This window comes from Roseateles sp. (assembly GCF_965229315.1).
GTDB lineage: Bacteria > Pseudomonadota > Gammaproteobacteria > Burkholderiales > Burkholderiaceae_C > Pelomonas.
Map to the genome: position 1 here is coordinate 964,767 of NZ_CBDDJA010000002.1, position 25,177 is coordinate 989,943.

Annotated in this window: 23 protein-coding genes; 6 read left to right on the forward strand and 17 right to left on the reverse strand. The window is 69.8% G+C overall.

What is annotated here, in order from left to right; all coding sequences use genetic code 11:
- Positions 1–107: 107 nt before the first annotated feature.
- Together dnaB and ACO07H_RS09240 are read left to right on the forward strand one after the other, a co-directional pair.
- Entirely contained in the window at positions 108–1,532 is a 1,425-nt protein-coding gene (gene dnaB / locus ACO07H_RS09235; RefSeq protein WP_422013341.1) for a replicative DNA helicase, read from the forward strand.
- Positions 1,533–1,699: 167 nt separating this feature from the next.
- Complete coding sequence (locus tag ACO07H_RS09240; protein ID WP_422013343.1) at positions 1,700–3,844, forward strand: putative bifunctional diguanylate cyclase/phosphodiesterase; 2,145 nt, start codon at positions 1,700–1,702, stop codon at positions 3,842–3,844.
- 58 nt (positions 3,845–3,902) lie between these two features.
- Here ACO07H_RS09240 and ACO07H_RS09245 read toward each other — a convergent pair whose 3' ends face one another.
- Complete coding sequence (locus tag ACO07H_RS09245; protein WP_422013345.1) at positions 3,903–4,400, reverse strand: TlpA family protein disulfide reductase; 498 nt, start codon at positions 4,398–4,400, stop codon at positions 3,903–3,905.
- A complete protein-coding gene (locus ACO07H_RS09250; RefSeq protein WP_422013347.1) occupies positions 4,400–4,765 on the reverse strand; it encodes an ArsR/SmtB family transcription factor in 366 nt (121 codons plus the stop codon). Before ACO07H_RS09250 ends, ACO07H_RS09245 begins: the two co-directional genes overlap by 1 nt.
- Positions 4,766–4,875: 110 nt before the next feature.
- Between ACO07H_RS09250 and ACO07H_RS09255 the strand changes: the two genes are divergently transcribed.
- A complete protein-coding gene (locus ACO07H_RS09255; RefSeq protein WP_422018618.1) occupies positions 4,876–5,964 on the forward strand; it encodes a YeeE/YedE family protein in 1,089 nt (362 codons plus the stop codon).
- Between the two features lie 9 nt (positions 5,965–5,973).
- Here the strand turns inward: ACO07H_RS09255 and ACO07H_RS09260 are convergent, their stop codons facing one another.
- From ACO07H_RS09260 to soxC, 11 genes are all read right to left on the reverse strand, one after another.
- Complete coding sequence (locus ACO07H_RS09260) at positions 5,974–6,459, reverse strand: TlpA family protein disulfide reductase (RefSeq protein ID WP_422013349.1); 486 nt, start codon at positions 6,457–6,459, stop codon at positions 5,974–5,976.
- Entirely contained in the window at positions 6,456–7,376 is a 921-nt protein-coding gene (locus ACO07H_RS09265) for an MBL fold metallo-hydrolase (RefSeq protein ID WP_422013351.1), read from the reverse strand. The genes ACO07H_RS09260 and ACO07H_RS09265 overlap by 4 nt, the downstream gene beginning before the upstream one ends.
- A gap of 45 nt (positions 7,377–7,421) precedes the next feature.
- Positions 7,422–7,838, reverse strand: coding sequence for a DsrE family protein (locus ACO07H_RS09270; protein WP_422013353.1), 417 nt, complete (start codon positions 7,836–7,838; stop codon positions 7,422–7,424).
- A 19-nt stretch (positions 7,839–7,857) separates the two neighbouring features.
- Positions 7,858–8,355 (reverse strand): GlcG/HbpS family heme-binding protein, encoded by a 498-nt coding sequence (locus ACO07H_RS09275; RefSeq protein WP_422013355.1) that lies wholly within the window; start codon positions 8,353–8,355, stop codon positions 7,858–7,860.
- Positions 8,352–10,091, reverse strand: a complete 1,740-nt coding sequence (gene soxB / locus ACO07H_RS09280; RefSeq protein ID WP_422013357.1) for a thiosulfohydrolase SoxB — start codon at positions 10,089–10,091, stop codon at positions 8,352–8,354. Before soxB ends, ACO07H_RS09275 begins: the two co-directional genes overlap by 4 nt.
- A 7-nt stretch (positions 10,092–10,098) precedes the next feature.
- Positions 10,099–10,746 (reverse strand): sulfur oxidation c-type cytochrome SoxX, encoded by a 648-nt coding sequence (gene soxX, locus ACO07H_RS09285; RefSeq protein WP_422013359.1) that lies wholly within the window; start codon positions 10,744–10,746, stop codon positions 10,099–10,101.
- Between the two features lie 169 nt (positions 10,747–10,915).
- Positions 10,916–11,731: a sulfur oxidation c-type cytochrome SoxA gene (gene soxA, locus ACO07H_RS09290; protein ID WP_422013361.1), complete on the reverse strand. Its 816-nt coding sequence runs from the start codon at positions 11,729–11,731 to the stop codon at positions 10,916–10,918.
- A gap of 23 nt (positions 11,732–11,754) precedes the next feature.
- Complete coding sequence (gene soxZ, locus ACO07H_RS09295; RefSeq protein ID WP_422013363.1) at positions 11,755–12,066, reverse strand: thiosulfate oxidation carrier complex protein SoxZ; 312 nt, start codon at positions 12,064–12,066, stop codon at positions 11,755–11,757.
- Positions 12,067–12,199: 133 nt separating this feature from the next.
- Positions 12,200–12,658, reverse strand: a complete 459-nt coding sequence (soxY, locus tag ACO07H_RS09300; protein WP_422013365.1) for a thiosulfate oxidation carrier protein SoxY — start codon at positions 12,656–12,658, stop codon at positions 12,200–12,202.
- 25 nt (positions 12,659–12,683) lie between these two features.
- Positions 12,684–13,763 carry a c-type cytochrome gene (locus ACO07H_RS09305; RefSeq protein WP_422013367.1) on the reverse strand — a complete coding sequence of 360 codons (1,080 nt, stop codon included), beginning with the start codon at positions 13,761–13,763 and terminating at the stop codon, positions 12,684–12,686.
- The gene (soxC, locus tag ACO07H_RS09310) at positions 13,747–15,138 is read right to left on the reverse strand and encodes a sulfite dehydrogenase (protein WP_422013369.1); all 1,392 of its coding nucleotides are present in this window, start codon (positions 15,136–15,138) and stop codon (positions 13,747–13,749) included. Before soxC ends, ACO07H_RS09305 begins: the two co-directional genes overlap by 17 nt.
- Before the next feature lie 381 nt (positions 15,139–15,519).
- On the opposite strand from soxC, the gene ACO07H_RS09315 reads away from it, so the two are divergent.
- Positions 15,520–15,867 (forward strand): PRC-barrel domain-containing protein, encoded by a 348-nt coding sequence (locus ACO07H_RS09315; RefSeq protein ID WP_422013371.1) that lies wholly within the window; start codon positions 15,520–15,522, stop codon positions 15,865–15,867.
- A 37-nt stretch (positions 15,868–15,904) separates the two neighbouring features.
- Here the strand turns inward: ACO07H_RS09315 and ACO07H_RS09320 are convergent, their stop codons facing one another.
- The 3 genes from ACO07H_RS09320 to ACO07H_RS09330 form a co-directional block, all read right to left on the reverse strand.
- Positions 15,905–17,908: a PAS domain S-box protein gene (locus ACO07H_RS09320; RefSeq protein WP_422013373.1), complete on the reverse strand. Its 2,004-nt coding sequence runs from the start codon at positions 17,906–17,908 to the stop codon at positions 15,905–15,907.
- A 219-nt stretch (positions 17,909–18,127) separates the two neighbouring features.
- Positions 18,128–19,342, reverse strand: coding sequence for a glycosyltransferase (locus ACO07H_RS09325; RefSeq protein WP_422013375.1), 1,215 nt, complete (start codon positions 19,340–19,342; stop codon positions 18,128–18,130).
- Between the two features lie 141 nt (positions 19,343–19,483).
- Entirely contained in the window at positions 19,484–20,602 is a 1,119-nt protein-coding gene (locus ACO07H_RS09330) for an NAD(P)/FAD-dependent oxidoreductase (RefSeq protein WP_422013377.1), read from the reverse strand.
- A 147-nt stretch (positions 20,603–20,749) separates the two neighbouring features.
- On the opposite strand from ACO07H_RS09330, the gene ACO07H_RS09335 reads away from it, so the two are divergent.
- Positions 20,750–22,036, forward strand: a complete 1,287-nt coding sequence (locus tag ACO07H_RS09335; RefSeq protein ID WP_422013379.1) for a peptide MFS transporter — start codon at positions 20,750–20,752, stop codon at positions 22,034–22,036.
- Between the two features lie 3 nt (positions 22,037–22,039).
- Here ACO07H_RS09335 and ACO07H_RS09340 read toward each other — a convergent pair whose 3' ends face one another.
- Complete coding sequence (locus tag ACO07H_RS09340) at positions 22,040–22,756, reverse strand: helix-turn-helix domain-containing protein (RefSeq protein WP_422013381.1); 717 nt, start codon at positions 22,754–22,756, stop codon at positions 22,040–22,042.
- Between the two features lie 168 nt (positions 22,757–22,924).
- On the opposite strand from ACO07H_RS09340, the gene ACO07H_RS09345 reads away from it, so the two are divergent.
- On the forward strand, positions 22,925–25,177 hold the full coding sequence (locus ACO07H_RS09345; protein WP_422013383.1) for a TonB-dependent receptor: 2,253 nt from the start codon (positions 22,925–22,927) through the stop codon (positions 25,175–25,177).

Genomic DNA, 25,177 nt, shown 5'->3' on the forward strand with positions numbered 1-25,177 from the left:
GAAGGCCGAGGCCCCTTGGGGGTTTCGGCCTTCGGTCTTTCCGGGGTAAGTTGTCCCGCTCGGCCCACCGGCTGTTCCCAGCTCGTCCACAGCGTTATCCACAAGCGATGTCAGCGATCTTCCCCACCTTCTCCTCCGCCGCGCCGCAAGACGATGAGGTCGCGCGGCTGCGCGTGCCGCCGCATTCGGTCGAGGCCGAGCAGAGCGTGCTTGGCGGCCTGCTGATCGACAACTCCGCCTGGGACAAGGCGGCGGATCTGCTGACCGACAGCGACTTCTACCGCTTCGAGCACAAGCACGTCTACACAGCCATCGGCAAGCTCATCAACGCGGGCAAGCCGGCGGACGTGGTCACCGTGTTCGACGAACTCACGTCCGTGGGCCGCGCCGAGGAGTGCGGCGGCCTGGCCTACCTGAACGCGCTCGCGCAGAGCGTGCCCAGCGCCGCCAATCTGCGGCGTTATGCCGAGATCGTCCGCGAGCGCGCCATCCTGCGCAAGCTGGTCGCCACCAGCGATGAGATCGCCACCGCCGCGATGAACCCGCAGGGCCGGGCGGTGACGCAGATCCTGGACGAGGCCGAAGGCAAGATCTTCCGCATCGGCGAGGAAGGCTCGCGCAGCCGCCAGGGCTTCCAGAGCATGGACCAGCTCGTCGTGCAGCTCATCGACCGCGTCAATGAACTGGCCGAAAGCGGCGCGCAGGACGTGACCGGCGTGCGCACCGGCTTCTACGACCTGGACCGCCAGACCGCCGGCCTGCAGGGCGGCGACCTCATCGTGCTGGCGGCGCGCCCGTCCATGGGCAAGACGGCGTTTGCCGTCAACATCGCCGAGAACGTGGCCATCAACGAAGGCCTGCCGGTCGTCATCTACTCGATGGAAATGGGCGCCTCGCAGCTCGCGCTGCGGATGGTCGGCTCCATCGGCCGCATCGACCAGAGCCACCTGCGCACCGGCCAGCTCAAGGACGACGAGTGGGGTCGGCTGTCTGAAGCGGTGGACAAGCTCGGCAAGGCCAGCATCTTCATCGACGAGAGCCCGGGCCTGAGCCCGTCCGAGGTACGCGCCCGCGCGCGACGCCAGGCGCGTATCTGCGGCCAACTGGGCCTGATCGTCATCGACTACCTGCAGCTGATGAGCGGCAACGGCGGCGGCAGCGACGAAAACCGCGCCACCGTGCTGGGCGAGATCTCGCGGGGCCTGAAGGCGCTGGCCAAGGAGCTGAAATGCCCCGTCATTGCGCTGTCGCAGCTCAACCGCTCGGTGGAGCAGCGCCCCGACAAGCGGCCCATGATGTCCGACCTGCGCGAGTCCGGCGCCATCGAGCAGGATGCCGACATCATCATGTTCATCTACCGCGACGAGTACTACACCAAGGACGAGTGCAAGGAGCCGGGTGTGGCCGAGATCATCATCGCCAAGCAGCGTAACGGCCCGGTGGGCACGGTGAAGCTGATGTTCCAGCGCATGCACACCAAGTTCGAGAACCTCGCGCCCGGCTACGTGGGCGCGGAGCGCGACGAGTACTGAACGCGGCGCAGCGCCAGGCCTGCGTTGCAGCGAGCGAGGTGACGGAGTTGCCGCCAAACGCAAATCGTTCGCGCATCGACGGGTTTGAGTGCGTCTTGCACCGCGGCACGGCGGAGTAGAGTCGAAAGCACGCTTCGGAGTGCGCAAAACAAGGCAGTCACTCGCCCATGCAGTACTTGGCATCCAGTTATTCCCCGTGGGTCGTGGCCGCGTCGCTGCTGATTGCCAGCTTCGCGTCCTATGTGGCGCTCGACCTCGCCAAGCGTGTGCGCACGCGCGAGCGCGGCGTGGCGCTGAGCTGGTGGATAGGCGGCTCGCTGGCGATGGGCACGGGCATCTGGTGCATGCACTTCGTGGGCATGCTGGCGTTCTCGCTGCCCATCGCGCTGGGCTACACGGTCGCGCTGACCGTCGCCTCGTGGGTGGCCGGCGTGGCCGTTTCGGCCGTCGCCCTCTACGTGGCCAGCCATGGCGAGCTGACCTGGCGCAGCCTGGCCGGCGGGGCGCTGGCGATGGGGCTGGGCATCTGCGCAATGCACTACACCGGCATGGCCGCGCTGGACATGTCGCCCGGCATCGTCTGGAACCTGCGCGTGGTGGCCGCGTCGGCGCTGATCGCCGTGGGGGCTTCGGCCGCGGCGCTGCTGATCTTCTTCTGGATGCGCACGCTGGCCGAACGCCGTGCGGTGATCTTCCAGCCGCTGGCCGCCCTGGTGATGGGCATGGCCATCTGCGGCATGCACTACACCGGCATGGCGGCGGCGAGCTTTCCTGAGGGCACGGTGTGCCTGAGCGCGGACGCGCTGGGCGGGCCGCAACTCGGCATGATGGTGTCGGTGTCGTCGATCGCGCTGCTGACGATGACGCTCTTCACCTCCATGCTGGACGCGCGCATGCGCAGCTCGCTCAAGGTCGCCAACGTGAAACTGGCATCCGCCAACGAGGAGCTGCGCCGCCGCGCCTTCCAGGACCCGCTCACCGGGCTGCCCAACCGCATGCTGTTCGAGGATCGCCTGGCCCATGCGCTGCAGCGCCAGGCGCGTGCCGCCGAGCAGATCTCCGAGCGCAACGCCAGCAAGGTGGCGGTGCTGTTCATCGACCTGGACGGCTTCAAGCCGGTCAACGATTCGATGGGCCATGCCGCCGGCGACGTGGTGCTGCGGGAGGCCGCCGCCCGCGTGAAGGCCGCGGCGCGCGACGCGGACACGGTGGCCCGCATCGGCGGGGATGAATTCGTGCTGCTGATGGAAGACGTCACCAGCGTGGCGGATTGCGTGGGCCTGGCCCGCCGGGTCATCGCCTCGCTGACGGCGCCCCTGGAGATTGGTGGGCGGCGTGTGGCGCTGTCGGGCTCCATCGGCATCGCCGCGTGCCCCGACCATGGCGACAGTGACAACCTCGTCATGCGTGCCGACGCCGCCATGTACACCGCCAAGCGTGCCGGTGGGGGCACCTACGCGCTGTACGAGGCCCACATGGACGACGGGACGCAGGAGCAGCTCAACCTGCAGAACGACCTGCGCCATGCCATCGACAACGGCGAGTTGCAGCTGCACTACCAGCCCAAGATCGACGGCCAGCATGGCCAGATCCGCGGCGTGGAAGCGCTGCTGCGCTGGAACCACCCGGAGCGCGGCCTGTTGACCGCGGGGCTGTTCATCCCCATCGCCGAGCGCTTCGGCCTCATCGGCTCACTGGGCAACTGGGTCATCGACGAGGCCTGCCGGCAGATGCGTGCCTGGGCCGACATGGGCTTGCACATGCGCGTGGCGATCAATCTCTCGGTGCACCAGTTGCGCGAGGAAGACCTGGCGGCGCGCATCGGGGCGGCGCTGGACAGGAACCTGCTCGACCCGGCGCAACTGCTGTGCGAGATCACCGAGTCGGTGGCGATGGAAGACCTCAAGAGCACCCAGCGCGCCTTCGAGGCGCTGGAGCGCATCGGCGTGTTCCTGTCCATCGACGACTTCGGCACCGGTTATTCCAGCCTCAGCTACCTGCGCCAGCTGCCCGCCCGCCAGCTCAAGATCGACCAAAGCTTCGTCGCGGACGTGGAGGGCAGCGCCGACGCGCGCGCCATCGTCAGCGCGGTCATCCAGCTGGCCCACGAGCTGGGCCTGCGCGTGGTCGCGGAAGGCGTGGAAACCAAGGCCCAGCGCGACATCCTGCTGGGCCTGCACTGCGATGAACTGCAGGGCTACTACCTGGCCCGGCCGATGTCGGCCGAGACGCTGGAGGCCTGGACGGCAGGCCGCAAGCCGGCCGGCGCGGCAGACTTCTCGCCGTCGGTGCTGGGCGAGCAGCTGCAGTAAGCCGGTGGGGTCCACGCCGGGCTGACCCTGCCGGGTGCGCACGCGGGCGCATCCGACCTCAGAGAAACCGCGCCAGTTGCTCCACGTCTTCTTGAAAAAGCTGGCCTGCTTCGGCCGCCGCGACGCGCCCGTTGCGGCCCCGCACGACCGTGACGGGCAGCCCTTGCGGCTTGGGCAGCACCGCCTCGATGGCGGGTGTGATCCAGCCGCTGGGGAAGTCGTAGCCGCGCTTGTCCAGATAGGCTTTGGCGGTGGCCGCATCCTTGTCGATGGACAGGCCCAGCACCTGGAGCCCACGGTCCCGGTGGGCGCGCCACAGCGTCTGGATGTGCGGCGTGACCTGTGCGCAGAACGGGCACCAGCTCGCCCACCAGTAGACAACGGTGACGCGGCCATCGGCCTGCGCCGCTGTGAACACGCGGCCGTCCAGCAGCGTCAGGTCGGGCAACTGCAGCAGCGCGCCGATGGCGGGCATGTGCTTCAGGCGCTCTGCCGCGAAGGCGGCCGGGGCCAGCAGCCCCAGCCCCGCGCCGGCGCACCAGGTGCGGCGGTCCATCAGCGCATGCCGGCGACGAGCAGGCGTTCCTCGGCGGGCACGGCCTCGTCGCCGTCGAGCTCGACCGCCAGTTGCGTGCACACGGCACGGCACAGCATCGCGACCTTCTCGCTCTGCAGCCGGTAGTAGATCTGTGTGCCCTCGCGGCGCTTGCCCAGGATGCCCGCCCGGTACAGCGTGGACAGGTGCTGGGACATGTTGGGCTGCGTCGTCTCGATCTGCGCGAGCAGCTCCGACACGTTGCGCTCGCCATTGCAGACCGCGCTGATGATCTTCAGCCGGATCGGCGTGGCCAGCACGCCGAACAACTCGGCGGCAGATGCGAACACGCGGTCTTCCTCGTTGGGGATGGTGGCGTCGGTCATCACAGCGGCGGGCGTGGAACTTCGGAAAATCACTGTATCAGCAAGCGCCGATGTGTCGCCTGGCCCATGGAGAATGTGGCTGCCCCTTGACCTGCCTCAAACTGACCGACATGGACGAATCCGCGCTGCCCGCCCTCATGCACCAGATCCTCTGGGCGGCGTTCGGCCTGGCTGTGCTGTTCGGCGCGCTGAGCCAGCGCACGCGCTTCTGCACGATGGGCGCGATCTCGGACATCTACGCGATGGGCGACTGGCGCCGCGCGCGCATGTGGATGGTGGCCAGCCTCGTGGCCGTGCTGGGCTTCAACGGCATGGCGGCGCTGGGCGTCATCGACCCGGGCGCCAGCATCTACACCGGCCCGCGGCTGCTGTGGCTGTCGGCCGTCGTGGGCGGCCTGCTGTTCGGCTTCGGCATGGTGCTCGGCTCGGGCTGCATCAGCCGCAACCTCGTGCGGCTGGGTGCGGGCAACCTGAAGTCGCTGGTGGTGCTGGTGGTGGCGGCCATCGCGGCGGGGGCGACGCTGCGCGGCATCACCGCGGTCGCGCGGGTGGCGAGCGTGGAGAAGGTGTTCATGGAACTGCCCGGGGGGCAGGCGCTGCCGGCGCTGCTGAACGTGTCGCCCGTCGCCGTGGCCGCCGTGCTGGCCCTCGCGCTGGCGGCCTGGGTGCTGCTGTCGCGTGACGGCCGATCGGCGGACGTGTGGCTGGCGGGCGTGGGCGCGGGCGCGCTGGTCTCGGCGCTGTGGTGGGTGTCCGGCCACCTGGGTTTCCTGCCGGAAGACCCGCGCACGCTGGAGCCCGTCTACCTGGCGACCAACTCGCGGCACATGGAGTCGCTGAGCACCATCGCCCCCATCGCCTACGCGCTGGACTGGGTACAGATGTTCAGCGACCAGAGCAAGACGCTCACGCTCGGCATCGTCAGCGTGTTCGGCCTCGTGGCCGGCTCGGCGCTGATGGCCTGGCGCGAGCGCAGCTTTCGCTGGGAGGGCTTCGCCAACGTGGGCGACCTGGGCGTGCACCTGGCCGGCGCCGTGTGCATGGGCGTGGGCGGCATCGTCGCGATGGGCTGCACCATCGGCCACGGCATCACGGGCATCTCGACGCTGTCGCTGGGCAGCTTCATCGCGCTGGCCGCGATGGTGGCCGGCGCGCTGCTGGGGCTGAGGTTCCAGGAGTGGCGGCTGGACCACGCCTGAGCGGCGCCGTCAACGCGCGCGCGAGCGCTTCAGCAGCTCGCGCAGGTCATCGTCCGCCATCTCGCCGGGGATGCATCGCGGCCCCTTGGGTGGCTCGCCCAGCCAGCACGTCATCGGCACGACCTTGCGCGGCGTGAGTTGCGCGCGCAGGCCGCAGAAGTCCAGGATGACGGGGAAGCCGTAGCCGCGCCGCTCGACAATGCGGCGCACTGCGTCGGCCTGGTCATCGACGGCGATGGCGATCACGGCGGCGCCGGGCTCGGCGCGCAGCAACCGGTCCAGCCGCTCGTTGTGGCGCTGGCAGAAGGCGCAGTCGGTCGACCAGAACACCGCGAGCACCGGGCCGCCTTGCCAGAACGACGGCGAGATGGGCCGGTCGCGCACATCGCGCGCAGGCAGGCCGGCCGGGCAGTCGGCAAACAGTGCCTGCGCACCGGGTGTGGCCTGCGCGGTGCCCACCAGCAGCGCGGCGGCGATCCAGGCCAGCACCTTCATGGCGGGCTGCGCTCCATCAGCAGGTAGGTGTTGTAGGCGTTCATGCGGTTGGCTGCGCCGAACAGGGGCAGGCCTGCGAACGCCGACCAGTCGGTGCGCGCATAGGCGTCGTCGAACGGCTCCATGTCGGCCGCCGCGCGGCCCATGGTGTCGCGCAGGTATTGCAGGTAGTCGCGTGTCAGGCGCAGGTCGGCCAGCGTGGACACCGGGCCGTGGCCCGGCACGATGGCCGCGGGCGCCGTGTCGATGAGGCGGGCCAGCGCCGCGATCCAGCCGCGGCTGTCGGCCTGGCCGACAAAGGGAATGCGGCCACGAAAGGCCAGGTCGCCCGCGAACAGCACGCGTGAGCTTTCGACGAACACGGTCAGGTCTTCCGGCGTGTGGGCCGGGCCGACATGGCGGATCAGCAGCCGCTCGCCGCCCAGTTCCAGCGTCGTGTCGGCGCTGATCCAGCGGTCGGCCGGCACGAGGCGGGTCTGCGCGTCTATCCACGGCGCGAGCGTCTCGCGGCTGGCCTGCAGGCGCAGCCGGGCGGTGTCGGACTGCAAATACTCGCGTCCGGCCTCGTGCGCCATGACAGTGGCGCCGAGGTCCTTGAACACCTGCAGGCCGTACACATGATCCGCGTGGTAGTGCGTCAGGATCACGTAGCGCACCGGCTGCGGCGTGACGGCCTTGATGGCGGCCAGCAGCGATTCGGCCAGCGCGGGCGAGCCCAGCGCGTCGATGACGACGACGCCGGCCGGCGTGACCACCACGCCGGCGTTGGAGATGAAGTTGCGGTTCTGCGGCGAGCCCAGCGCGGCCTCGCCCTGGGCCAGCCAGACGTTGGGCGCGACCGGCTGCAGCGTCAGCGGCTCAGCCGCGATGGCCGCGCTCCACAGCAGCGCGCAGGCGAGCCCGAGCCAGCGCCGCATCAGTCGACGGCGGGGTATGTCGGGCCGAGCGCCGTGCCGTCCATCTCAGGGCTTGATGTACGCATAGCCCTGCTTCTGCAGCTTGGCGATGCGCACGACGCCGGACGGCGTGAAGTCGGCGTCCATGACGAACTGCTCCTTCTTCAGGCCGCGGTTCTTCAGCGTGATCTCGCAGACCTCGAAGCGCACGCCGCGGGCCTTCAGCGCCGAGATCAGCGGCGCGTACTCGGTGTCGTTGGTGGCGGCCCTGGCGCCTTCCATCAGCATGTCCACGCCTTCGGCGTGTGCGACAGCGGTGATCTGCGCGGTGGGGTCGCTGTCCAGGTGGTTGCGGATGTTGCGCAAGCCCTTGAGGCCTTGCGTGGCGGCGTTGTCGAAGTGGTAGACGACGAGGTCACCGGCCCAGGCGAGCGGGGTGGCGAGGATCATCGCGAAGAGGGCGAGCAGAACGCGTTTGCGCATGGGGGTCTCCTGGAAGGGGTCAATGGCCAAGCTCGATGCTATCGGCCACTGCCCGCACGCCGGCCAGCGCGCAGGCGTCGTCGGCCTCGCCGCCCGGCGCGCCGGACACGCCGATGGCGCCCGCCACCGTGCCCGAGGCTTCGATGACCTGGCCACCCGCGATGGCCATCACGCGCGGTGCCTGGCGGATGCCGCTCATGGGCTTGCCGGCCTGCGTCTCGGCGGCGAGCGCAGCGGTGGACATGCGAAAGCTCGCGGCCGTCCAGGCCTTCTGCGGCGCGATGTCCAGCGTGTGCGCGCCGGCGAAGCGGTCGCGCAGCAGCACCTGCACGTTGCCTGCGCGGTCCACGACAGCGACCGTGACCTGGTGGCCTGCGGCGCGGCAATGCGCCAGCGCGGCGCGCGCCGCGACCAGCGCCGTCTCGGGCGTGAGCTGCGGCACGTTGAACACGGGCGGTGCGTCGGCGGCGTGGGCCGCGCCGGCAAGCAGGGACAGGGCAGCGAGCAAGGTCTTCATGTCGAGGTCAGCCCCGGGTTGCCCTGCATCGCGACGAGGCGGGGCGTGTTGATCTTGCGCGGCTTCACGCGGCCATGCTGGTGGGCCAGCCAGGTCTCGACGTGCTCCCACACGGGCTTCACGCCGGGCGCGTTTTTCGCTTCTTCGGCGACCGGCGCCCAGCCGGCGACCTTGTAGCGCTTGTCGGCCTCGACGGGCCTGCCGTTCAGGCGCATGTCGGTCACGCGCCGGCCCATGGCCTCGGTCGGCGTCATCGTGTAGGTCAGGCCGCCCACGCGCACCATGTCGCCCCCCTGCTGGTAGTAGGGGTCGGGGTTGAAGAGGTTGTCGGCCACGTCCTCCAGCACCGTCTTGATGGTGGTGCCGGTCATCTCGGTCAGCGTGGCGTAGGGGTAGGTGATGGCGAGCTGGTCCATCAGCAGCTCGCGCGTGATGGGGGCGCCGGGCAGCAGGCTGGTGCCCCAGCGGAAGCCCGGCGAGAACGCGATCTCGGCCCCCTGCGTGTCCATCAGCGCGTCGCAGATGAGCTGGTCCCAGCTGCCGTTGAAGTTGCCGCGTCGGTAGAGCAGGCCGTCGGTCACGGCGAGCTGCTCGTTGAGCTTGGCCAGGTGCGGCGCGCGGATTTTGTCGATCAGCGCCTGCATGTCCGGGTCGGCGCGCAGCTGGTTGGCGAACACCGGCAGCAGCCGGTAGCGGAAGTCGGACACCCGGCCGTCTTTCACATCGAAGTCCATCACGCCGAGGAACTTGCCGTTGCTGCCGGCGTTGGTCACCAGCGTGGTGCCGCCGGCGTTCTTCACCGGCACGGCCACCGGCACGCCGTCGTGCGTGTGGCCGCCGAAGATGGCGTCGATGCCGCGCACGCGCGTGGCCATCTTCAGGTCCACGTCCATGCCGTTGTGCGACAGCACGCAGACGAGCTGGGCGCCAGCAGCGCGGGCCTCGTCCACCATCTTCTGCATGTTGGCGTCCTGGATGCCGAACTCCCAGTCCGCCACCAGGTAGCGCGGGTTGGCGATGGGCGTGTACGGGAAGGCCTGGCCGATGATGGCGACCTGCACGCCGTTGATGACCTTGAGCGTGTAGGGCTTGAACACCGGGTCGCCGAAGTCGGCCGTCTTCACGTTCTGGGCGACGAAGTCCACGCGGCCCTTGAAGTCGGTCTCGATGACTTCCTTGACGCGCGCCATGCCGTAGGTGAACTCCCAATGGCCGGTCATCACGTCCACGCCCAGCAGCTTGCAGGCGTCCACCATGTCCTGCGCGTTCGTCCACAGCGACGTGGCCGAGCCCTGCCAGGTGTCGCCACCGTCCAGCAGCAGCGCGCCGGGGCGGCTGGCCTTCAGGCGCTTCACCAGCGTGGCCAGGTGCGCGAAGCCGCCCACGCGGCCGTAGCGCCGCGCGGCGGTCTCGAAGTCCAGGCAGGTGAACGCATGCGCGCTCGCCGTGCCCGGCCGCAGGCCCGTGGCCTTCAGCAGGTGCTCGCCCACCAGGTGCGGCAGCTGCCCCTGCATGCCGCCCACGCCCAGGTTCACGCTGGGCTCGCGGAAGTACACGGGATTGAGCTGCGCATGGCAGTCGGTCATGTGCAGCAGCGACACGTTGCCGAACGGCGGCAGGTCATAGAGCTGCTCCTCGGCCCGGGCCGTGGCCGCCTCGGCGTGGCGGCCCAGCGGCATGCCGGCCACGGCCGCGCAGGACAGCACCTGCAGGAAATCTCGCTTGGACAGGGACATCGCGGCCTTACTGGTTCACCGGGGACTTGGGGTCCAGCAGCAGCGCCATCAGGTCGCGAATCTGCGCTTCGGTCAGCAGCTCGGCGTGGCCGAAGCGCGGCATCGTCGAGCAGGCCGAGTAGGCCTTGCTGTTCCACAGCTTGCCCCAGGTGTACTTCACGATGGCCGCGGAGGCCGGGTCCGCCGGGTCGGTGACGCCGCGCAGCTTGCCGTAGTTCCAGAGGCTGGGGCCGATGGTGCCGAAGGAGATCTCCTTCTTGTCCACCTGATGGCAGTTGTAGCACATGGCGCCGTTCTTGCCGGCCGCGGCGCTGGCGTCCGTCCAGGTCATGCCGCGGCCGTTCTGCGCCAGCTTCTCGCCTTCCTTCCAGTCACCGATGTACTGGCCGTCGGCAGGCCATTTGACGCTGGCGAGCTGCGCGGCCTCGATCTTCTTCGTGACGGCGGCCGATGGCGGCTTGGCCTGCGAGCAGGCCTTCTGCGCATCGTCCTGCGCGATGCGGTCCATCTTGGCGATGCCCTGCTCGCGGAACGAGGCCTGCATCATGGCGGCGGTCTGCTGGTCGAGCTGCTTGGCCGACTGCGCGTGCGCGGCGGCGGTGGCCAGCAGCGCGAGGGCGGTGAGGTATCGGATCTTCATCTGCTGTCTCCTCATGTGTTCATTGCGGGTCGCGACCTGCGGGCCGAGCGCGGGGCCGCCCCAAGCCGGCCCGTCGGGCGGTGTGCTTGCCGGTCGATCCGGCCAGCATCGCCGTCCCCACGGGGGACCGACTGGACTGGCCTGCGTTCAGCAGGGCCAGGTCAGGCGAGGGGCTCACCACCGTTCAACGCTTGAGTGCGGGTGCGATGGACTCGGCGCCCTTGGCGTTGACGCCCATGTAGACGCCCAGCGCCACGGTCACGTCGGACGCGAAGCCAGGGTAGGGGAAGCGCTGCTGGCGGAAGCAGTCGTTGAGCCGCCGCTGCATGCCCCACAGCTCGCCGCTGGAGACGCGGTACGCCGGCCAGGCCGCGAAGCCGATGCCGTTGCCGGGATTCCTGGTCAGGTCGGGCAGGTCCTGCAGCCGGATGCGCTTGCCCGGCTCGCCGTGGCAGCTCGCGCAGGCGAAGTCCATCGGCCCGCCGCGGTAGAAGAAGGCGCGCTTGCCGAGCTCGTAGAAGCGCTTCTCCTCGGCGTGCTTCTGCGGCAGCGCCATCTTCATGCCGCGCGACATGGACGACACCCAGGCGGCCAGCGCCGTGACCGAGGCCTGCTCGCCCTTGTCGAACGGTGTCTTCGCGATCTCGTCGGCGTCGAAGCCCTGCAGCGTCTGCATGCAGGTCAGCAGGCGCGACTCCAGGTCCTGCACCTTCTTCGTGTCGGGGAAGTAACGCGGCATCTGCACCCACGCGCCCTTGACGACGCCGGCACCCAGGCCCAGGTCGCATTGCTCCAGGCTCGCGTTCTTCGGGCCGCGCGGCGTCTTCCAGAGGTCTTCGCCCTTGGCCTCGAACAGCTCGGCCGGGTTGCCGTCCTCCAGCATCTTGCGGTACTCGGCGATGCCGTCGGACGCCGACTTGGATTCCTGGGCCAGCAGGGGCACGGTGGCCGCGGTGGCTGCGAGCGCCGCTGCAATGGCGGCGATGTTTCTTGTACGCATGTCTCCTCCGGTGGAGTGAAGGGTCAGGACACGGTGGCTTCGTCGGTGCGGGTCTCGCCCTTGTTGTCGCGCCAGGTCACGGCGATCTTGTCGCCGGCCTTGGCACCCTTCACGACGAACTGCAAAAACGGGTTCTTGGACACGGACGGGCCCCACTCGGCGGTGAAGACGGGCTTGCCGTTCAACTGGGCCGTCACCTCCTGGATGAACCAGGCGGGAATGGTCTTGCCGGCGGCGTCCTTGCGGAGGCCGGTCTCCATCTCGTGGCTCATCAGCACGCGGACGGTGGTCTTGTCGCCGGCCGCCTGGGCCCGGATGCGCATTGGATCTGGCATGGTGTTCTCCTGTTCAGTAGCTATTCAGTGGTCCTGCGGGCCGAGCGCCGGGCCGCTCCCAAGCCGGCCCGCGCTGGCGATGTGCTTGCGGCTCGATGCCGCGTGCATCGCCGTCCCCGCGAGGGGCGTCATCTCAGCCGCCGCAGCCGCCCAGGGTGACTTTCACTTCCTTCTGCGCGAACAGCACCTTGCCGTCGTTCATCAGGGCCACCGCGATCACGTTGGACGACTGACCCATCTTCACGCGCGTCGTGAAGGCGGGGTCGACGAATTCGCTGACGTCGAACGCGGCGGACAGCACGCTCGGGTTCTTCTCGACGAGGATGAGCAGCCGCTTCACGCCGGCCAGCGTGGTGGACGCGCCCACCGGCACGACGGCGCCGTTCTCGGCGATGTCGGGCGCCGTGATGGTGACGTCCTTGCTCTCGACGGGCGCGCCGGCGCCCAGCGTCTTCAGCAGGTCGGCCATGGACTTGGCCTCGAAGGCTGCGCCCGAGTAGGCGGCCTGGGCGGCCCTGGGCAGTGCGCTCAAGGCTCCCAGCATCAGGGCCACCTGCGCGGAGCGGGCAAGTGCGGTTCGACGGGTCAGCATGTGGGGGTCTCCTTGGGGTGAGGTTTCATCGGCTGGCTGCGCCGGTGGCGAGCCAGGTGGCGAGCGTTTTCAGGTCGGCATCCGGCAGCGGCTGGGCAGGCATGGGGATGGGCCCCCAGACACCTTGGCCGCCAGCCTTGATCTTGCCGGCAAGATGGTCCTGCGCGTCGCCGCGGCCGGCGTATTTGGCGGCGATCTGCTTGAAGCCGGGGCCGACCAGCTTCTGCTCCATGCCGTGGCAGGCCGTGCACGAGTATTTCTTCAGCAGTGCCAGAGCCGGGGCCGCGCCGCTGGCGGCCGGCGCCTGTGATGGCGTCGCGGCCACCGTGATCGGGCCCTCGCGGCGCGCACCGGGCGGACGCGTCGTGTCCACGCCGCGCTGCGGGCCGACGAGGCGCTGCTGCTCGGCCAGGTTGCCGTTGTTGTTGCGCGCGAAGTCGGGCAGCAGCGACGCGACCTTGGGCTCGGTGTCGCAGTCGTGCATGCAGGCGGTGGCCTTCACGTCCGGCGGGCTGGCCTTGCCCAGGCTCTTGCCGGGCCACATCGCATGTGCCGTGGTGACGCCGTTGCGGTTGGGCAGGCGCTTCTGCACGTCGGCGATGTTGGCGTCGCTCATCGTGAAGTCGTCCGGCACGATGCCGCCCAGGCTCAGCAGGTAGGCCGTGACGGCGTAGACCTCGTCGGTCTTCAGCGACTTGGGTGCGTTCCACGGCATCGCGCGGTTGATGTAGTCCCACAGCGTGGAGACGGTGGACACCTTCATCAGCGTCGTGCGGCCGGGGAAGGTGGCGTCGTTCAGGCGCGCGACGCGGCCGGTCTTGATGTCCTCGGCAGTCGTGCCGCCCACCAGCGGCATGAAGACCTCGTTGCTCTCGCCGAAGACGCCGTGGCAGGACGCGCACTTGGCCTCCCAGACCTCCTGGCCCTGGCCCACGGAGCCCGAGCCCTTGGGCAGGCCCTTGAAGTCGGGGCGCACGTCGATGTCCCACGCGGCGACCTCGGCCTTGGTGGCGGGGCGGCCGATGCCGGGGTAGGTCTGCGCGGCTGCCGAGCCCAGCGCCATCACCCCCACCAGCGCGGCGATGCATTCACGCCAGCTGCACATTGCGCACCTCGCCGCTTTCCTCCACCAGCCAGGACTGGATGGCGTTGTTGTGATAGATCGAGCGCGTGCCGCGCACGGCCCGCAACTGCCGCGCGCTGGGTTGCACGTAGCCGGTGTCGTCGCTGGCGCGGCTCTGCAGGACAGCGGGCTTGCCGTCCCACTGCCAGTCCAGCGTGAAACGTGTCAGGCACTTGCTCATCACCGGGTCCTGCAGCCGGGCTGTGCGCCAGTTGCGGCCGCCATCGGTCGTCACATCCACGCGCTTGACCTTGCCGCGGCCGGACCAGGCCAGGCCGCTGATCTGGTAGTAGCCCTTGTCCAGCAGCACCTGGCCGCCGGACGGCGTCGTGACCACGCTCTTGCACTCCTGCGTGCTGGTGTACTGGCGGTGCAGGCCGCCGGGCATCAGGTCGATGTAGTGGATGGTCTCGTCCTTCGTGCCGTAGGGCTGGTCGCCCACTTCCAGGCGGCGCAGGTACTTGACCCAGCTCACGCCCTGCACGCCGGGCACCACCAGGCGCAGCGGATAGCCCTGCTCGGGGCGCAGCATCTCGCCGTTCTGGCCGTAGGCGACGAGGACCTCGCCGCTCTCCACCAGTTCCATCGGCACGGTACGCGTCATGCTGGAGCCGTCGGCACCTTCGGCCAGCACGTAGCGGGCGCGCTTGTAGTCGACGCCGGCCAGGTCGAACAGCACGCGCAGCGGCACGCCGGTGAACTCGCTGCAGCTCAGCATGCCATGCGTGTACTGGCAGGTGGGCACGGCCACGTTGCCCCATTCCATGCCGGTGTTGGCGCCGCACTCGATGAAGTGGAAGCGGCTGACGCTGGGCAGGCGCATCAGCTCGTCCATCGTGAACACCATGGGGCGCTTGAGCAGCTTGTCGTCGCTGCCGTTGACCATCAGGCGGTGCCTGGACGGGTCGATGTCCCACCAGCCCTGGTGGTGGCGCTCGAAGTGCAGGCCGCTGGGCGTGACGACGCCGAACAGCGACTGCAGCGGCGCGAAGGACACCGAGGCCTGGGTCGTCTGCGTGAGGCCGGGGCTCTGCCGGCGCTGCACGTTGGCTTCGTACTTCGACGGCTTGCCGTAGCCATCCGTCACGACGGCCTGGCCCAGCCCCTTGCTGTGCTCGGGCAGCGTCAGGATGTTGGCGTCGCCCTCAGCGGATGCTGCGGACGCCGCCGTCGCCTGCGCCGTGGCGCTGCCGGCGACAGCGCCCGTCAGTGCCGCCGCGAACGCGCCGCGCACGAAGTCGCGCCGGCCCTGCTTGGCCTCGGCGAAGACGGTGCGTACACCGTCTGGTGTCAGGAAGCTCTCCGGTGCCTTGCGCAGGCGGCCGGAAGGCGAAGGGATGTCGGGGGTCGCGCTCAAGGCAGCTCCACGGTGGCTGGGTGGCGAGGCAGGGGTGACGAAGGGCGGGCGCCGCCGGCGCGCATGGCGAGGCGCTTCGGCGGACGTGACACGTCCTTGCGCATCGACGCCCGTATGCGGCCGGGCGCCAAGTACGCCGTGAGTTCGGTGCACGACATGGGTGTCTTGTCTCCTGTGAACGGGACTCGCGACCCGCCGGCCTTGCATCGGCGGCCTGCGCCAGACGGGCCGCTGATGTCGCCGTTTATTTATCAGTGATTGTTTATATTAACAACGACGGATCTTTTGTCGGCTGGTGAGAACCCTAGGGTGATGGCACCGGCAGCCGTTCAGCAGGCACGCCGATTGCCATTGACGCAGACCCCATCACGGAGCACCACCATGAGCATCCATCCCACCATTTCTTCGTCCAAGGTCGAAGGCACCAGCGTCTACAACCTGGCCGGCGAGAAGCTGGGCGCCATCGACGACCTGATCATCGACAAGCGCAACGGCCACGTGCGCTACGCCTCGCTGGCCTTCGGCGGCTTCCTGGGCATGGGCACGGACCGCTATCCGCTGCCGTGGAGCCTGCTGACCTACGACGTCGAGAAGGACGGCTATGTCGTCAACCTCGACATGGCGCAGCTCAAGGATGCGCCGCACCACGCGAAGGAGCAGGCGCCGGCCTACTCCGACGATTACGGTCGCGGCGTCTACGCCCACTACGGCACGCCCTGGCCCGTCTGAGCGCTCGCCGGGCGCGGGCTCCCTGGGCTCCCCCGGGCTACTTCTCGACCAGATGGGCCACCAGCAGGATGAGCTCGCCCACGTCGAACGGCTTGGACAGGTGGGCCTGGAAGCCGGCCATCAGTGACCGCTTGCGGTCTTCCGCGCGGGCGAATGCGGTGAGTGCCAGCGCGGGGACGCGCGCGCCCGGCGACTCGGCGGCGCGCAGCGCACGCATCATCTCGTAGCCGTCCATCAGCGGCATGCCCACGTCGCTGACGATGACGGCGGGCCGGGACGTCTGCACGGCCTGCAGCAGTGCCTCGGCCGACGCGAACGAGACGACATGGGCGCCCTGGTCTTGCAGCACGCGCTGCACCAGGCTGCGGGCGTCGGGCTCGTCGTCCACGACGAAGGCATGCACGCCGTCGAGCCGGGGCAGCGCGAAGTGTTCCGCGGTGCCGCTGTCTGCATGCGGGTGCTCGCGCGACTGCTCGTCGGCCTTCTGCAGGATGGACAGCGGCAAGGTGACGACGAAGCTCGCCCCCTGGCCCGGGCCGGCGCTCTCGGCATGGATGGTGCCGCCGTGCTGCTCGACGAGGTGCTTGCAGATCGCCAGGCCCAGGCCCAGCCCGCCGTGCGAGCGCGAGGCCGAACCGTCCTGCTGCGAGAACCGGTCGAAGACCTGCGGCAGGAACGAGGCCGGGATGCCGATGCCGTTGTCGCTGACGCTGAACTCGATGTGCGAGTTCACGCGCTGCAGCAGCACCTGCACCTTGCCGCCGGCCGGCGTGAACTTGATGGCGTTGTTCAGCAGGTTCCACGCCACCTGCTGCAGCCGCGCCGCGTCGCCGTTGGCCGTGGCGCGGCCCGGGTCCAGCAGCACCTGCAGCGTGATGCCCTTGGCGGCCGCCGCCGGCGTGACGGACTCCACCGCCGCCTGGATGACGTCGGCCACGGCCACCTGCTGCAGGTCCAGCCGCAGCTTGCCGGCCGTGATGCGGTTCAGGTCCAGCAGGTCGTCGATGAGCTGGACCTGCGCGCGCGCATTGCGGTCGATGACCTCGATGGCGCGCCGCATGTCGACCCGCTCGTCGCCGGGCCGCGCGCGCAGCAGCACCTGCGTCCAGCCGAGGATCGCCGTCAGCGGCGTGCGCAGCTCGTGCGACAGCGTGGCGAGGAACTCGTCCTTCAGCCGCGTGGCGCGCTGCGCCGCGATGCGCGCCTGCCGCTCGGCGGCGAGCACCTCCTCGTGCTGCCGGCTGCTCTGCTCCATCGCCTCGATGCGCAGGGTCTCGGTCATGTCGCGCGTCAGCTTGGCAAAGCCCACCAGTTGCCCGCTGCCGTCACGCAGCGCCGTGATCGTGACCTGCGCCCAGAAGGTGGTGCCGTTCTGGCGCAGCCGCCAACCGGTGTCGGTGAAGCTGCCGACCTCCTGGGCCTGCTGCAGTTCATGCGCCGGCCAGCCGCTGTCGCGCACGTCGGCGGGATAGAAGATGGAGAAGTGCTGGCCCAGGATCTCGCGGGCCGCATAGCCCTTGATGCGCTGTGCGCCCACGTTCCACGAGGCCACGCGGCCGTTCACGTCGAGCATGAAGATGGCATGGCCGCTCACCCCCTCGATCAGCAGCCGCAAGCGCTCCTCGCTGCGCCGCAGCGCTTCCTCGTGGTTGCGGCGCTGCGTCAGGTCGCGCGTGACCTTGGCGAAGCCCACCAGCCGGCCCGTGTCGTCGCGCATCGCCGTGATGACGACATTGGCCCAGAACAGCGAGCCGTCCTTGCGCATGCGCCAGCCTTCGTCCTCGAACGCGCCGTCACGGCCGGCCATCTCCAGCTCGTGCGCCGGCAGGCCGCGCGCCAGCGCATCCGGTGGGTAGAAACGCGAGAAATGCTGGCCGATGATCTCGTGCGCCTGGTAGCCCTTGAAGCGCTCGGCGCCGGCATTCCACGTCAGCACCTGTCCGGCGGGGTCGAGCATGAAAATCGCGTAGTCGCGCACGCTGTCCACCAGCAGCCGGAAGCGTTCCTCGCTCTGGCCCAGCGTCTCGGCGCTCGTGTTCATGTGCGTGTTCCCCGTCATCCCTGTGGCGCCCCGGGTGCCGCCTGTTGCCAGGCGCTGGCCAGATCCTCGCGTGAATGCTGCCACAGCGAAGGCGAGCGGCGCCGCCTTTTGACGGCTGATCACGGCCGATCACGGGTGCCGGCCGGCACCGGGCCGTGCAGGGGCAGGTTGGCAGGCGCTGCGGGCTCAGCGCCGCGCCATGGCGGCGCCGCCCCCGCGTCATGCCCGGGCCACCGAGGGCGCGGCCGGCAGCGGTCGATCTGCTGTGACCCGCCAGCGCTCCGCCGGGCCGGCGGGCGTGGGCTCGTGGGCGCCTGCGAGGGCTTGAGCCAGCAGCCGGTGCACGGTGTCGGCCGTGCCGGTCCACGAGTGCCGGGCGACCCGCCGCGCCATCTCCGCGAGCCGGGCGCAGCGTGCCAGCGTGCCTTCGGCCAGCACGGCTTCGCAGGCGCGCACAAAGCCTTGCGAAGACGCGATGGTGACAGCGGGGAAGTACAGCGCCTGCACGTCGTGCAAGGCCGTGCTGACGACGGGCAGGCCCGCGGCCATGAACTCCAGCGTCTGCGTCGGGCTCGTGAAGCGGGTGGGCGCGTTCAGGGCGAAAGGCATCAGCGCCAGGTCCCAGCCTGCCAGCAGGTGGGGCAGCAGGTCATAGGACTGCGAACCCAGCCAGTGGATGTTGGGGCGCTGCGGCAGGCGGGCCGGGTCCAGCCCGGTGACGGGGCCGGCCATGATGATGGACCACGCCGGATGGCGCTCGGCCAGCGCCGCGATGAGCCCCATGTCCAGGCGCTCGTCGATGACGCCGGCAAATCCCAGCCGGGCGCGCGGCAGGGCGGACTGCAGCGTGCGGGCCTGCTGCGCCAGCGGGCCGCGGATGTCCAGGGTGGCGGGCGAGAAGTGGCCCGGGTCGACGGCGCTGGGCAGGCAGTGGATGTTGTCGTGCAGGTGGCGGCGCACGTTGAACTGCGACGGCCCGGCCGTGAGCACCAGGGCTGCCTGTCGCATCAGCGCCAGGTCGCGGGCCTGCAGTTGCGGGCAGGCGCCATCGGCGGGCGACAGCTCCTCCATGCAGTCGTAGACCAGGCAGTCCGCACCCAGCGCGTTGGCCAGCGGCAGCGCCATCGGCGTGCACAGCCAGGCCACGGCCACGTGCAGCCGCCGCGCATCGATGTGCTGGCGCAGCAGTCGCTGCAGCGGGCCGTGCTGGCTGTCGTGGAACCCCGTGGCGCGCAGCGGCGTGCGGGGCGTCAGCACCGTGAGGTGCGGCGCAACCTCGGCCACGTCCAGGCGCGGGGCGCCGCGGTCGTGCTGCGGGGTCTCCACGAACAGCACCTGCCAGCGCTCGGCCAGCCGTGCCAGCAGATGTTGCGGGCGCCGGCCGGAGAGGCTCCAGCGCAGTGGCGAGACAACGAGCAGCACAGGCAGTGACATGGGGGCAGCGGCGGGTGGGCTTCCGCACATCCCGGCAAGCGCCGTTCCCGGTGGCCGGCATGCCAGCGCTTGGACATGACAGGCCTGGCTAAGCGTCCTGCAGCATTTGCAGGCTGGGCCGCAAACCGCCGCGCTGGACCGTCAGCCCGAGCGGAACCTGCCGGGTGACAGATGCTGCGGCTCGACGCCGGCGTCGGCCACGTCCTGCGGCAGCGCACGGCCCAACGCCAGCGCCGCGGCGGCGCGGCCCAGCGCGGGCGAGGTCTGGATGCCGTAGCCCCCCTGGCCCGCACACCAGAAGAAGCCTTGCGCCGAGGGCTCGAAGCCCACGACCGGCGAGCGGTCCGGGCTGAACACGCGCAGGCCGGCCCAGCGGTGGCGCACGCGCCGCACCGGCTGGCCGGTCAGCGTCTCGAAGCGGTCCACGGCGATGGCCACGTCCAGTTCCTCGGGCTGCGCGTCGCAGGGCGGGCTGGGCGTCTCGTCGGCGGCGGAGATCAGCAGCAGGCCGGCGTCCGGCTTGAAGTAGTGGCTCTCGTCGATGGCCACCACGGCGGGCCACAGCGCGGCGTCCATGCCGTCGGGCAGCTCGATGAGCACGGCGGTGCGGCGCAGCGGCTGCAGCGGCACCGGCGCAATGCCCGCCAGCGCGGCCACGGCGTCGGCCCAGGCACCCGCCGCATTGATGACCGTGGCGGCGCGAAAGCTGCCCGTGGCGGTGTGGGCCAGCCAGTTGTCGCCGTCGCGCTCCAGCGCCTGCAGCCCGGTGCCCAGGTGCAGTTGCGCCCCCAGCGCGCGGGCCTGGCGCAGGAAGCCCTGGTGCAGCAGGTCCACGTCGATGTCCGCAGACGTGGCGTCCAGCAGCGCGCCGGCCACGCGGTCGCGCTGCAGCAGCGGGATGCGCGCCAGCACGTCGGCCGCGCTCAGCGCCGTCGTGCAGTGGCGGATGTGCGCGTCGGCGATGAAGTCTTCGGCCAGCGGCTCCTGCCCGGGGCCGATGAGGAACAGCGTGTCGCGCTGGCGCAGCACGGCCTGCTTGCTCATGCCGTGCGGTGGTGCGACGAAATCGCCGAGGCTGGCGCGGGTCAGTGCCCGGATCGTGGCGTTGCCGTACAGGGTGGAATACAGCGCCGCAGAACGGCCGGTGGCGTGGTAACCCGCATGGGTTTCGGCCTCAAGCACGGCCACACTGCCCGCGCTCGCGAGTGACGCGGCCACGGAGGCGCCGGCGATGCCGGCACCGATGACGATGAAATCCACGTTCGTCGTTGTCGTTTGGCCCACGTCGCTTGCATGTAGTTTCCAAAATGGAAAATAAATGTACCATTACGAAAAACATTGGGCAATGCCGATTCGCGCGCCGATCCTGTTCATCGTGCGCCGTGACCAGGCTTAGAGGAGATCGTTGTGGACGCTTCCCTGCAACCCCGCGCCCCGGCGCAGTGGTTCGGCCAGCCGCGTGGCCTGGTGGTGCTGTTCCTGACCGAGGCGTGGGAGAAGTTCTCCTTCTACGGGATGAAGGCGCTGCTGATCTATTACATGATCCGGCACCTGCAGATCCCGCAGGCCGACGCGTCGCTGATCTACGGTGCCTATGCCGGCGGCGTGTACCTGACACCGATCTTCGGCGGGGTCATCGCCGACCGCTGGCTGGGCCGGCGCCGGGCCATCCTGATCGGCGGCGCGCTGATGGCGCTGGGGCATTTCACGCTGGTGTGGGAGTCGCTGTTCTTCCCCGCGCTGGTGCTCATTGCCCTGGGCAACGGGCTGTTCCTGCCCAACCTGCCCAGCCAGGTCGGTGACCTCTACGGCGAGAAGGACCCGCGCCGCGGCGGTGCCTACAACGTCTACTACGCGGGCGTGAACCTGGGCGGCATGCTGGCGCCACTGGTCTGCGGCACGCTGGGCGAGCTGTATGGCTGGCACGTGGGCTTCGGCGCCGCGGGCATCGGCATGTGCCTGGGGCTGGTCATCTACCTGCTGGGCTCGCGCCACCTGCCGCCGGACCGGCCGCGCTCGACCGAACCGGCGGCCAGCGCACCCGTGGGCACCGCGACCGGCAGCTTCGTGCCGCTGCTGCTGGTGGCGCTGGCCGTCGTCGTGTTCCGCAGCGCCTACGAGCAGAGCGGCAACACGATGGCGGTGTGGGTCGAGAGCGGTGTGGACCGCTCGCTGTGGGGCTTCACGGTGCCGATGACGTGGGTGCAGTCGCTGAACTCGCTGTTCGTGCTGGCGCTCACGCCGTTCGTCATCGCTGGCTGGCGACGTGCGGCGGCACGCGGACGCGAGCCGTCATCGCTGGCCAAGATGGCGCTGGGCGCGGCCGGCGTGGCGCTGTCTTACCTGGCGCTGGCGCTGCTGGTGGCCACGCATGGCGGCGCGCCGGTGCACATGCTGTGGGTGGTGGCCTTCTTCGTGATCTACACGCTGGGCGAGCTGTACATCCTGCCGGTGGGCCTGGGCCTGTTTGCCAAGCTGGCACCGCGCGGCATGGGCGCCACGGTCATCGCTGCCTGGTTCCTCGCGTCGTTCGGCGGCAACCTGCTGTCGGGCGTGGTGGGCCGGGCCTGGACGACGCTGGGGCCGACGAGCTTCTTCGTGGCGCTGGCCGGCATCGCGGGGCTGGCGGCGGCGGCGTTGCTGTCGCTGGCGCCGATGCTGCGGCGCGTGGAGGCCGCGCGGGCCGCGCAGTGACGTTCAGCGGCGCGTCGCCTTCGCCTTCGGCCTGGCGGTGCGTGCCGCCTTGGCCGCCGCCGGCGGCGCCGGTGCGGCCAGGCGTTGCGACGCTTCCACGAAGTGCTGCGTCATCTGGTCGTTGTGGCCGTTGCGCGGCGCGCAGGTGGCCACCAGGCGGCAGGTGCCCTCAGCCGCCTTCAGGTAGGCGTGGCCCATCTCGCTGTCGAAGAAGATGGAGTCGCCCACCTTCAGGATGACCGGTGCGTACAGCTCCGAATGGAAGGCGACCTCGCCGTCGATCACGTAGGCGAACTCTTCGCCAGGGTGGCGGATCAGGTCGCCGAACTCGGCCTTGAACTCCTCCAGTGTGCGCGCACGCACCTCGGCGATCAGCGGCGTGAAGCGCTTGTTCAGCAGCTCGGACGCGAGATAGGTCTGCTTGTAGCTCTGCGTGTCGACGACCTGGCCGTCGCCGGCGCGGTGCACCACGCGCCGGCCGCCGCCGCTGGCCGCCGGGCGCGCGCCCTGCGTGTCGTGCAGCAGCTCGGCCATGTCCACGCCCAGCCCCTTGCTGAGCAGCATCAGCTTGTCGTACGACAGCGAGACGTTGCCTTTTTCCAATTTGGACAACGTGGACACCGCCAAGCCGGTGCGCTCGCCGACCTGGGCCAGCGTCAGCCCGAGGCGCTTGCGCACGCTGCGGATGTGGTCGCCGGGAGAGGTGGTGGGGGAGGCCATGGGGATGCTGACGGTGTCGATTCATCTTAGGCCATGCCCGCGCGGGAGCAGTCCCCCTGCTTGCCCTGACACGAATCTGCTTTTCATATAAGGTTTACACCGATTGGAAATAGTTTTCCAAATTGGAAACTTTGTCCATCAAACAACCTTCTGACTCAGGAGATGCTCATGAGCCGGCCCATCCGCCTTGCCCGCCCTGGCATGCCGCATCAACGCCACAAGCTCGTGGCCCTTCTGACGACCCTGGTGCTGCCCTGCCTTGCGGCACTGTGTGCACCCGCAGCCTGGGCGCAGGCCGCGCCGGCCGCTGGCGATGCCCCTGCCGACAAGGACAGCCGTGACGTCGAGAAGCTGGATGTCGTGACCGTCACGGCCACGCGCCGTCGCGAGCCGGTGCGCGACGTGCCGCTGCGCGTCGAGACGCTGGGCGCACAGGCGCTGGACCGCGCCGGCGCTTCGTCGCTGAGCGACTACGTCGGCACGCTGCCCGGCGTGGATGTGAAGACTTCCGGCGGCCCGGGCCGCGGCGCCGTCACCATGCGGGGGGTGAGCGTCGGCGAGCAGCAGATCGCCACCGTGGGCATGTACGTCGACGAGGTGGCGTTCGGCTCCAGCAGTGCCTTCGTGGGCGGCGCCAACACGGCGCTGGACCTGTCGCTGCTGGACCTGCGCCACATCGAGGTGCTGCGCGGGCCGCAGGGCACGCTGTACGGCGCCGGCGCCATGGGCGGGCTGCTGAAGTACGTGACGAACGAGCCCGACAGCACGCAGTTCTCCGGCAAGGTGGGCGTGGGCATGCGCAGTGCACGCAGCGGTGCGCTGGGCCACACCGAGAACCTGGTGCTGAACGTGCCGCTGAGCCAGGACGTGGCCGCGCTGCGGGTGGCGGCCTTCAACGACCATGACGGCGGCTACATCAGGGCGGTGGGCAAGGCGGCGGGCGACCATGTCAACGACGGCAACACGCGCGGCGCCCGCGTCTCGGTCCTGATCGAGCCGACGGCCCGGATGAAGGTACGCCTGGCCGCCACGCAGCAGGACATCCAGCGCAACGGGCTGAACGTCGTCGAGTACGACGCCGCCAAGGGCCAGCCGGTCTACGGCGACCTGACGCGCCATCTCGACGTGGGCGAGGCCTACAAGACCCGGGTGCGCCTCACGTCGGCGGACGTCGAGTACGACTTCGGGTGGGCCAGGCTCAACGCCATCGCATCCACGCAGCGCTTCGACAGCGGCACCGGCCAGGACGCCACCGCGCTGCTGGGCAACAACCCGGCGTTCGATTTCGTGTCGCTCAACAACACGGTGGGCCTGCGCAAGCAGACGCAGGAGCTGCGCCTCACGTCACCGCGCGGCACCGTGGAGTGGCTGCTCGGCTACTACCGCGACAAGGAGGTCGGCCACGTCGGCCAGCGCCTGTGGGCGCAGGTGGCGGGCGGCGGCGGCGAGATGACCCTGACCACCACCGGCCAGCCATCCGAGTACCGCGAGCGCGCCTTCTATGGCGACGTGACGTGGAACGTCGACCCCGTGTGGTCGCTGACGCTGGGCGCCCGCGTGGCGAAGAACGACCAGGTCTACACCGTCTACGTCAACGAGGCGCTCAATTCCTCGGCACCGAGCGAAGACACCTCGCGCACTTACCTGGGCACCGTGCGCTACGCGCTGGACAAGCAGAGCAACCTGTACTTCCGCGCGGCCAGCGGCTACCGCCCCGGCGGCCCCAACTCGCCGGCCATCGACGCCAACGGCCAGGTCATCCCCGGCACGCCGACGATGTTCAGCCACGACACGCTGTGGAGCTACGAGCTGGGCTACAAGGCCGACCTGCTGGACAAGCGCCTGAACGTCGAGGCCGCGTTGTTCGACATCCGCTGGAAGGACTTGCAGCAGCCCAAGGCCGTGGGCGCCAGCACCATCGTCGTCAACGCGGGCCGTGCGCGCGTGCGCGGCCTGGAGCTGGCGGCGCGCTACCAGCTGGACGCGCACTGGAATCTGGACGCCAGCCTGGCCTGGACCGATCCCAAGCTGACCGAAGACGCGCCGGCCCTGGGCCCGGCCGGCTCGCGCATGCCCAACACCGCCAAGCTCGCCTACACGCTGGGCCTGCGCTATGTGTTCGACCTGTCCAACCACCCGTCCTATGCGGGGCTGAACATGCGCCGCGTGGGCCAGCGCAATGCCGGCTTCGACGCCGCCGGCAGCTCGGTGCCCAACTTCAGCCAGCCGGCCTACACGCTGGTGGATGCGCAATGGGGCATGGCGTTCGGCGCCTGGCAACTCGCCACCTTCGTGCGCAACCTGACCGACAAGCGCGCCATCCTCGGCGCGGACACGGCGCTGACGGCGTTCGGCCTGCCGCTCAACGTCACGAACGCAGCCCCGCGCACGGTGGGTGCGACCCTGACCTTCAACTTCTGA

What these genes read in the sequence shown, in the direction of transcription:
- ACO07H_RS09305 (WP_422013367.1), bottom strand. Translation starts at nt 13,763, where the DNA reads ATGTGCAGCTGGCGTGAATGCATCGCCGCGCTGGTGGGGGTGATGGCG.
- ACO07H_RS09255 (WP_422018618.1), top strand. Translation starts at nt 4,876, where the DNA reads ATGGACGAATCCGCGCTGCCCGCCCTCATGCACCAGATCCTCTGGGCG.
- ACO07H_RS09260 (WP_422013349.1), bottom strand. Translation starts at nt 6,459, where the DNA reads ATGAAGGTGCTGGCCTGGATCGCCGCCGCGCTGCTGGTGGGCACCGCG.
- soxA (WP_422013361.1), bottom strand. Translation starts at nt 11,731, where the DNA reads ATGCGTACAAGAAACATCGCCGCCATTGCAGCGGCGCTCGCAGCCACC.
- ACO07H_RS09240 (WP_422013343.1), top strand. Translation starts at nt 1,700, where the DNA reads ATGCAGTACTTGGCATCCAGTTATTCCCCGTGGGTCGTGGCCGCGTCG.
- ACO07H_RS09315 (WP_422013371.1), top strand. Translation starts at nt 15,520, where the DNA reads ATGAGCATCCATCCCACCATTTCTTCGTCCAAGGTCGAAGGCACCAGC.
- ACO07H_RS09270 (WP_422013353.1), bottom strand. Translation starts at nt 7,838, where the DNA reads ATGCGCAAACGCGTTCTGCTCGCCCTCTTCGCGATGATCCTCGCCACC.
- ACO07H_RS09340 (WP_422013381.1), bottom strand. Translation starts at nt 22,756, where the DNA reads ATGGCCTCCCCCACCACCTCTCCCGGCGACCACATCCGCAGCGTGCGC.
- dnaB (WP_422013341.1), top strand. Translation starts at nt 108, where the DNA reads ATGTCAGCGATCTTCCCCACCTTCTCCTCCGCCGCGCCGCAAGACGAT.
- soxY (WP_422013365.1), bottom strand. Translation starts at nt 12,658, where the DNA reads ATGCTGACCCGTCGAACCGCACTTGCCCGCTCCGCGCAGGTGGCCCTG.
- ACO07H_RS09250 (WP_422013347.1), bottom strand. Translation starts at nt 4,765, where the DNA reads ATGACCGACGCCACCATCCCCAACGAGGAAGACCGCGTGTTCGCATCT.
- ACO07H_RS09275 (WP_422013355.1), bottom strand. Translation starts at nt 8,355, where the DNA reads ATGAAGACCTTGCTCGCTGCCCTGTCCCTGCTTGCCGGCGCGGCCCAC.
- ACO07H_RS09345 (WP_422013383.1), top strand. Translation starts at nt 22,925, where the DNA reads ATGAGCCGGCCCATCCGCCTTGCCCGCCCTGGCATGCCGCATCAACGC.
- ACO07H_RS09320 (WP_422013373.1), bottom strand. Translation starts at nt 17,908, where the DNA reads ATGAACACGAGCGCCGAGACGCTGGGCCAGAGCGAGGAACGCTTCCGG.
- soxX (WP_422013359.1), bottom strand. Translation starts at nt 10,746, where the DNA reads ATGAGGAGACAGCAGATGAAGATCCGATACCTCACCGCCCTCGCGCTG.
- soxB (WP_422013357.1), bottom strand. Translation starts at nt 10,091, where the DNA reads ATGTCCCTGTCCAAGCGAGATTTCCTGCAGGTGCTGTCCTGCGCGGCC.
- ACO07H_RS09325 (WP_422013375.1), bottom strand. Translation starts at nt 19,342, where the DNA reads ATGTCACTGCCTGTGCTGCTCGTTGTCTCGCCACTGCGCTGGAGCCTC.
- ACO07H_RS09245 (WP_422013345.1), bottom strand. Translation starts at nt 4,400, where the DNA reads ATGGACCGCCGCACCTGGTGCGCCGGCGCGGGGCTGGGGCTGCTGGCC.
- ACO07H_RS09265 (WP_422013351.1), bottom strand. Translation starts at nt 7,376, where the DNA reads ATGCGGCGCTGGCTCGGGCTCGCCTGCGCGCTGCTGTGGAGCGCGGCC.
- soxZ (WP_422013363.1), bottom strand. Translation starts at nt 12,066, where the DNA reads ATGCCAGATCCAATGCGCATCCGGGCCCAGGCGGCCGGCGACAAGACC.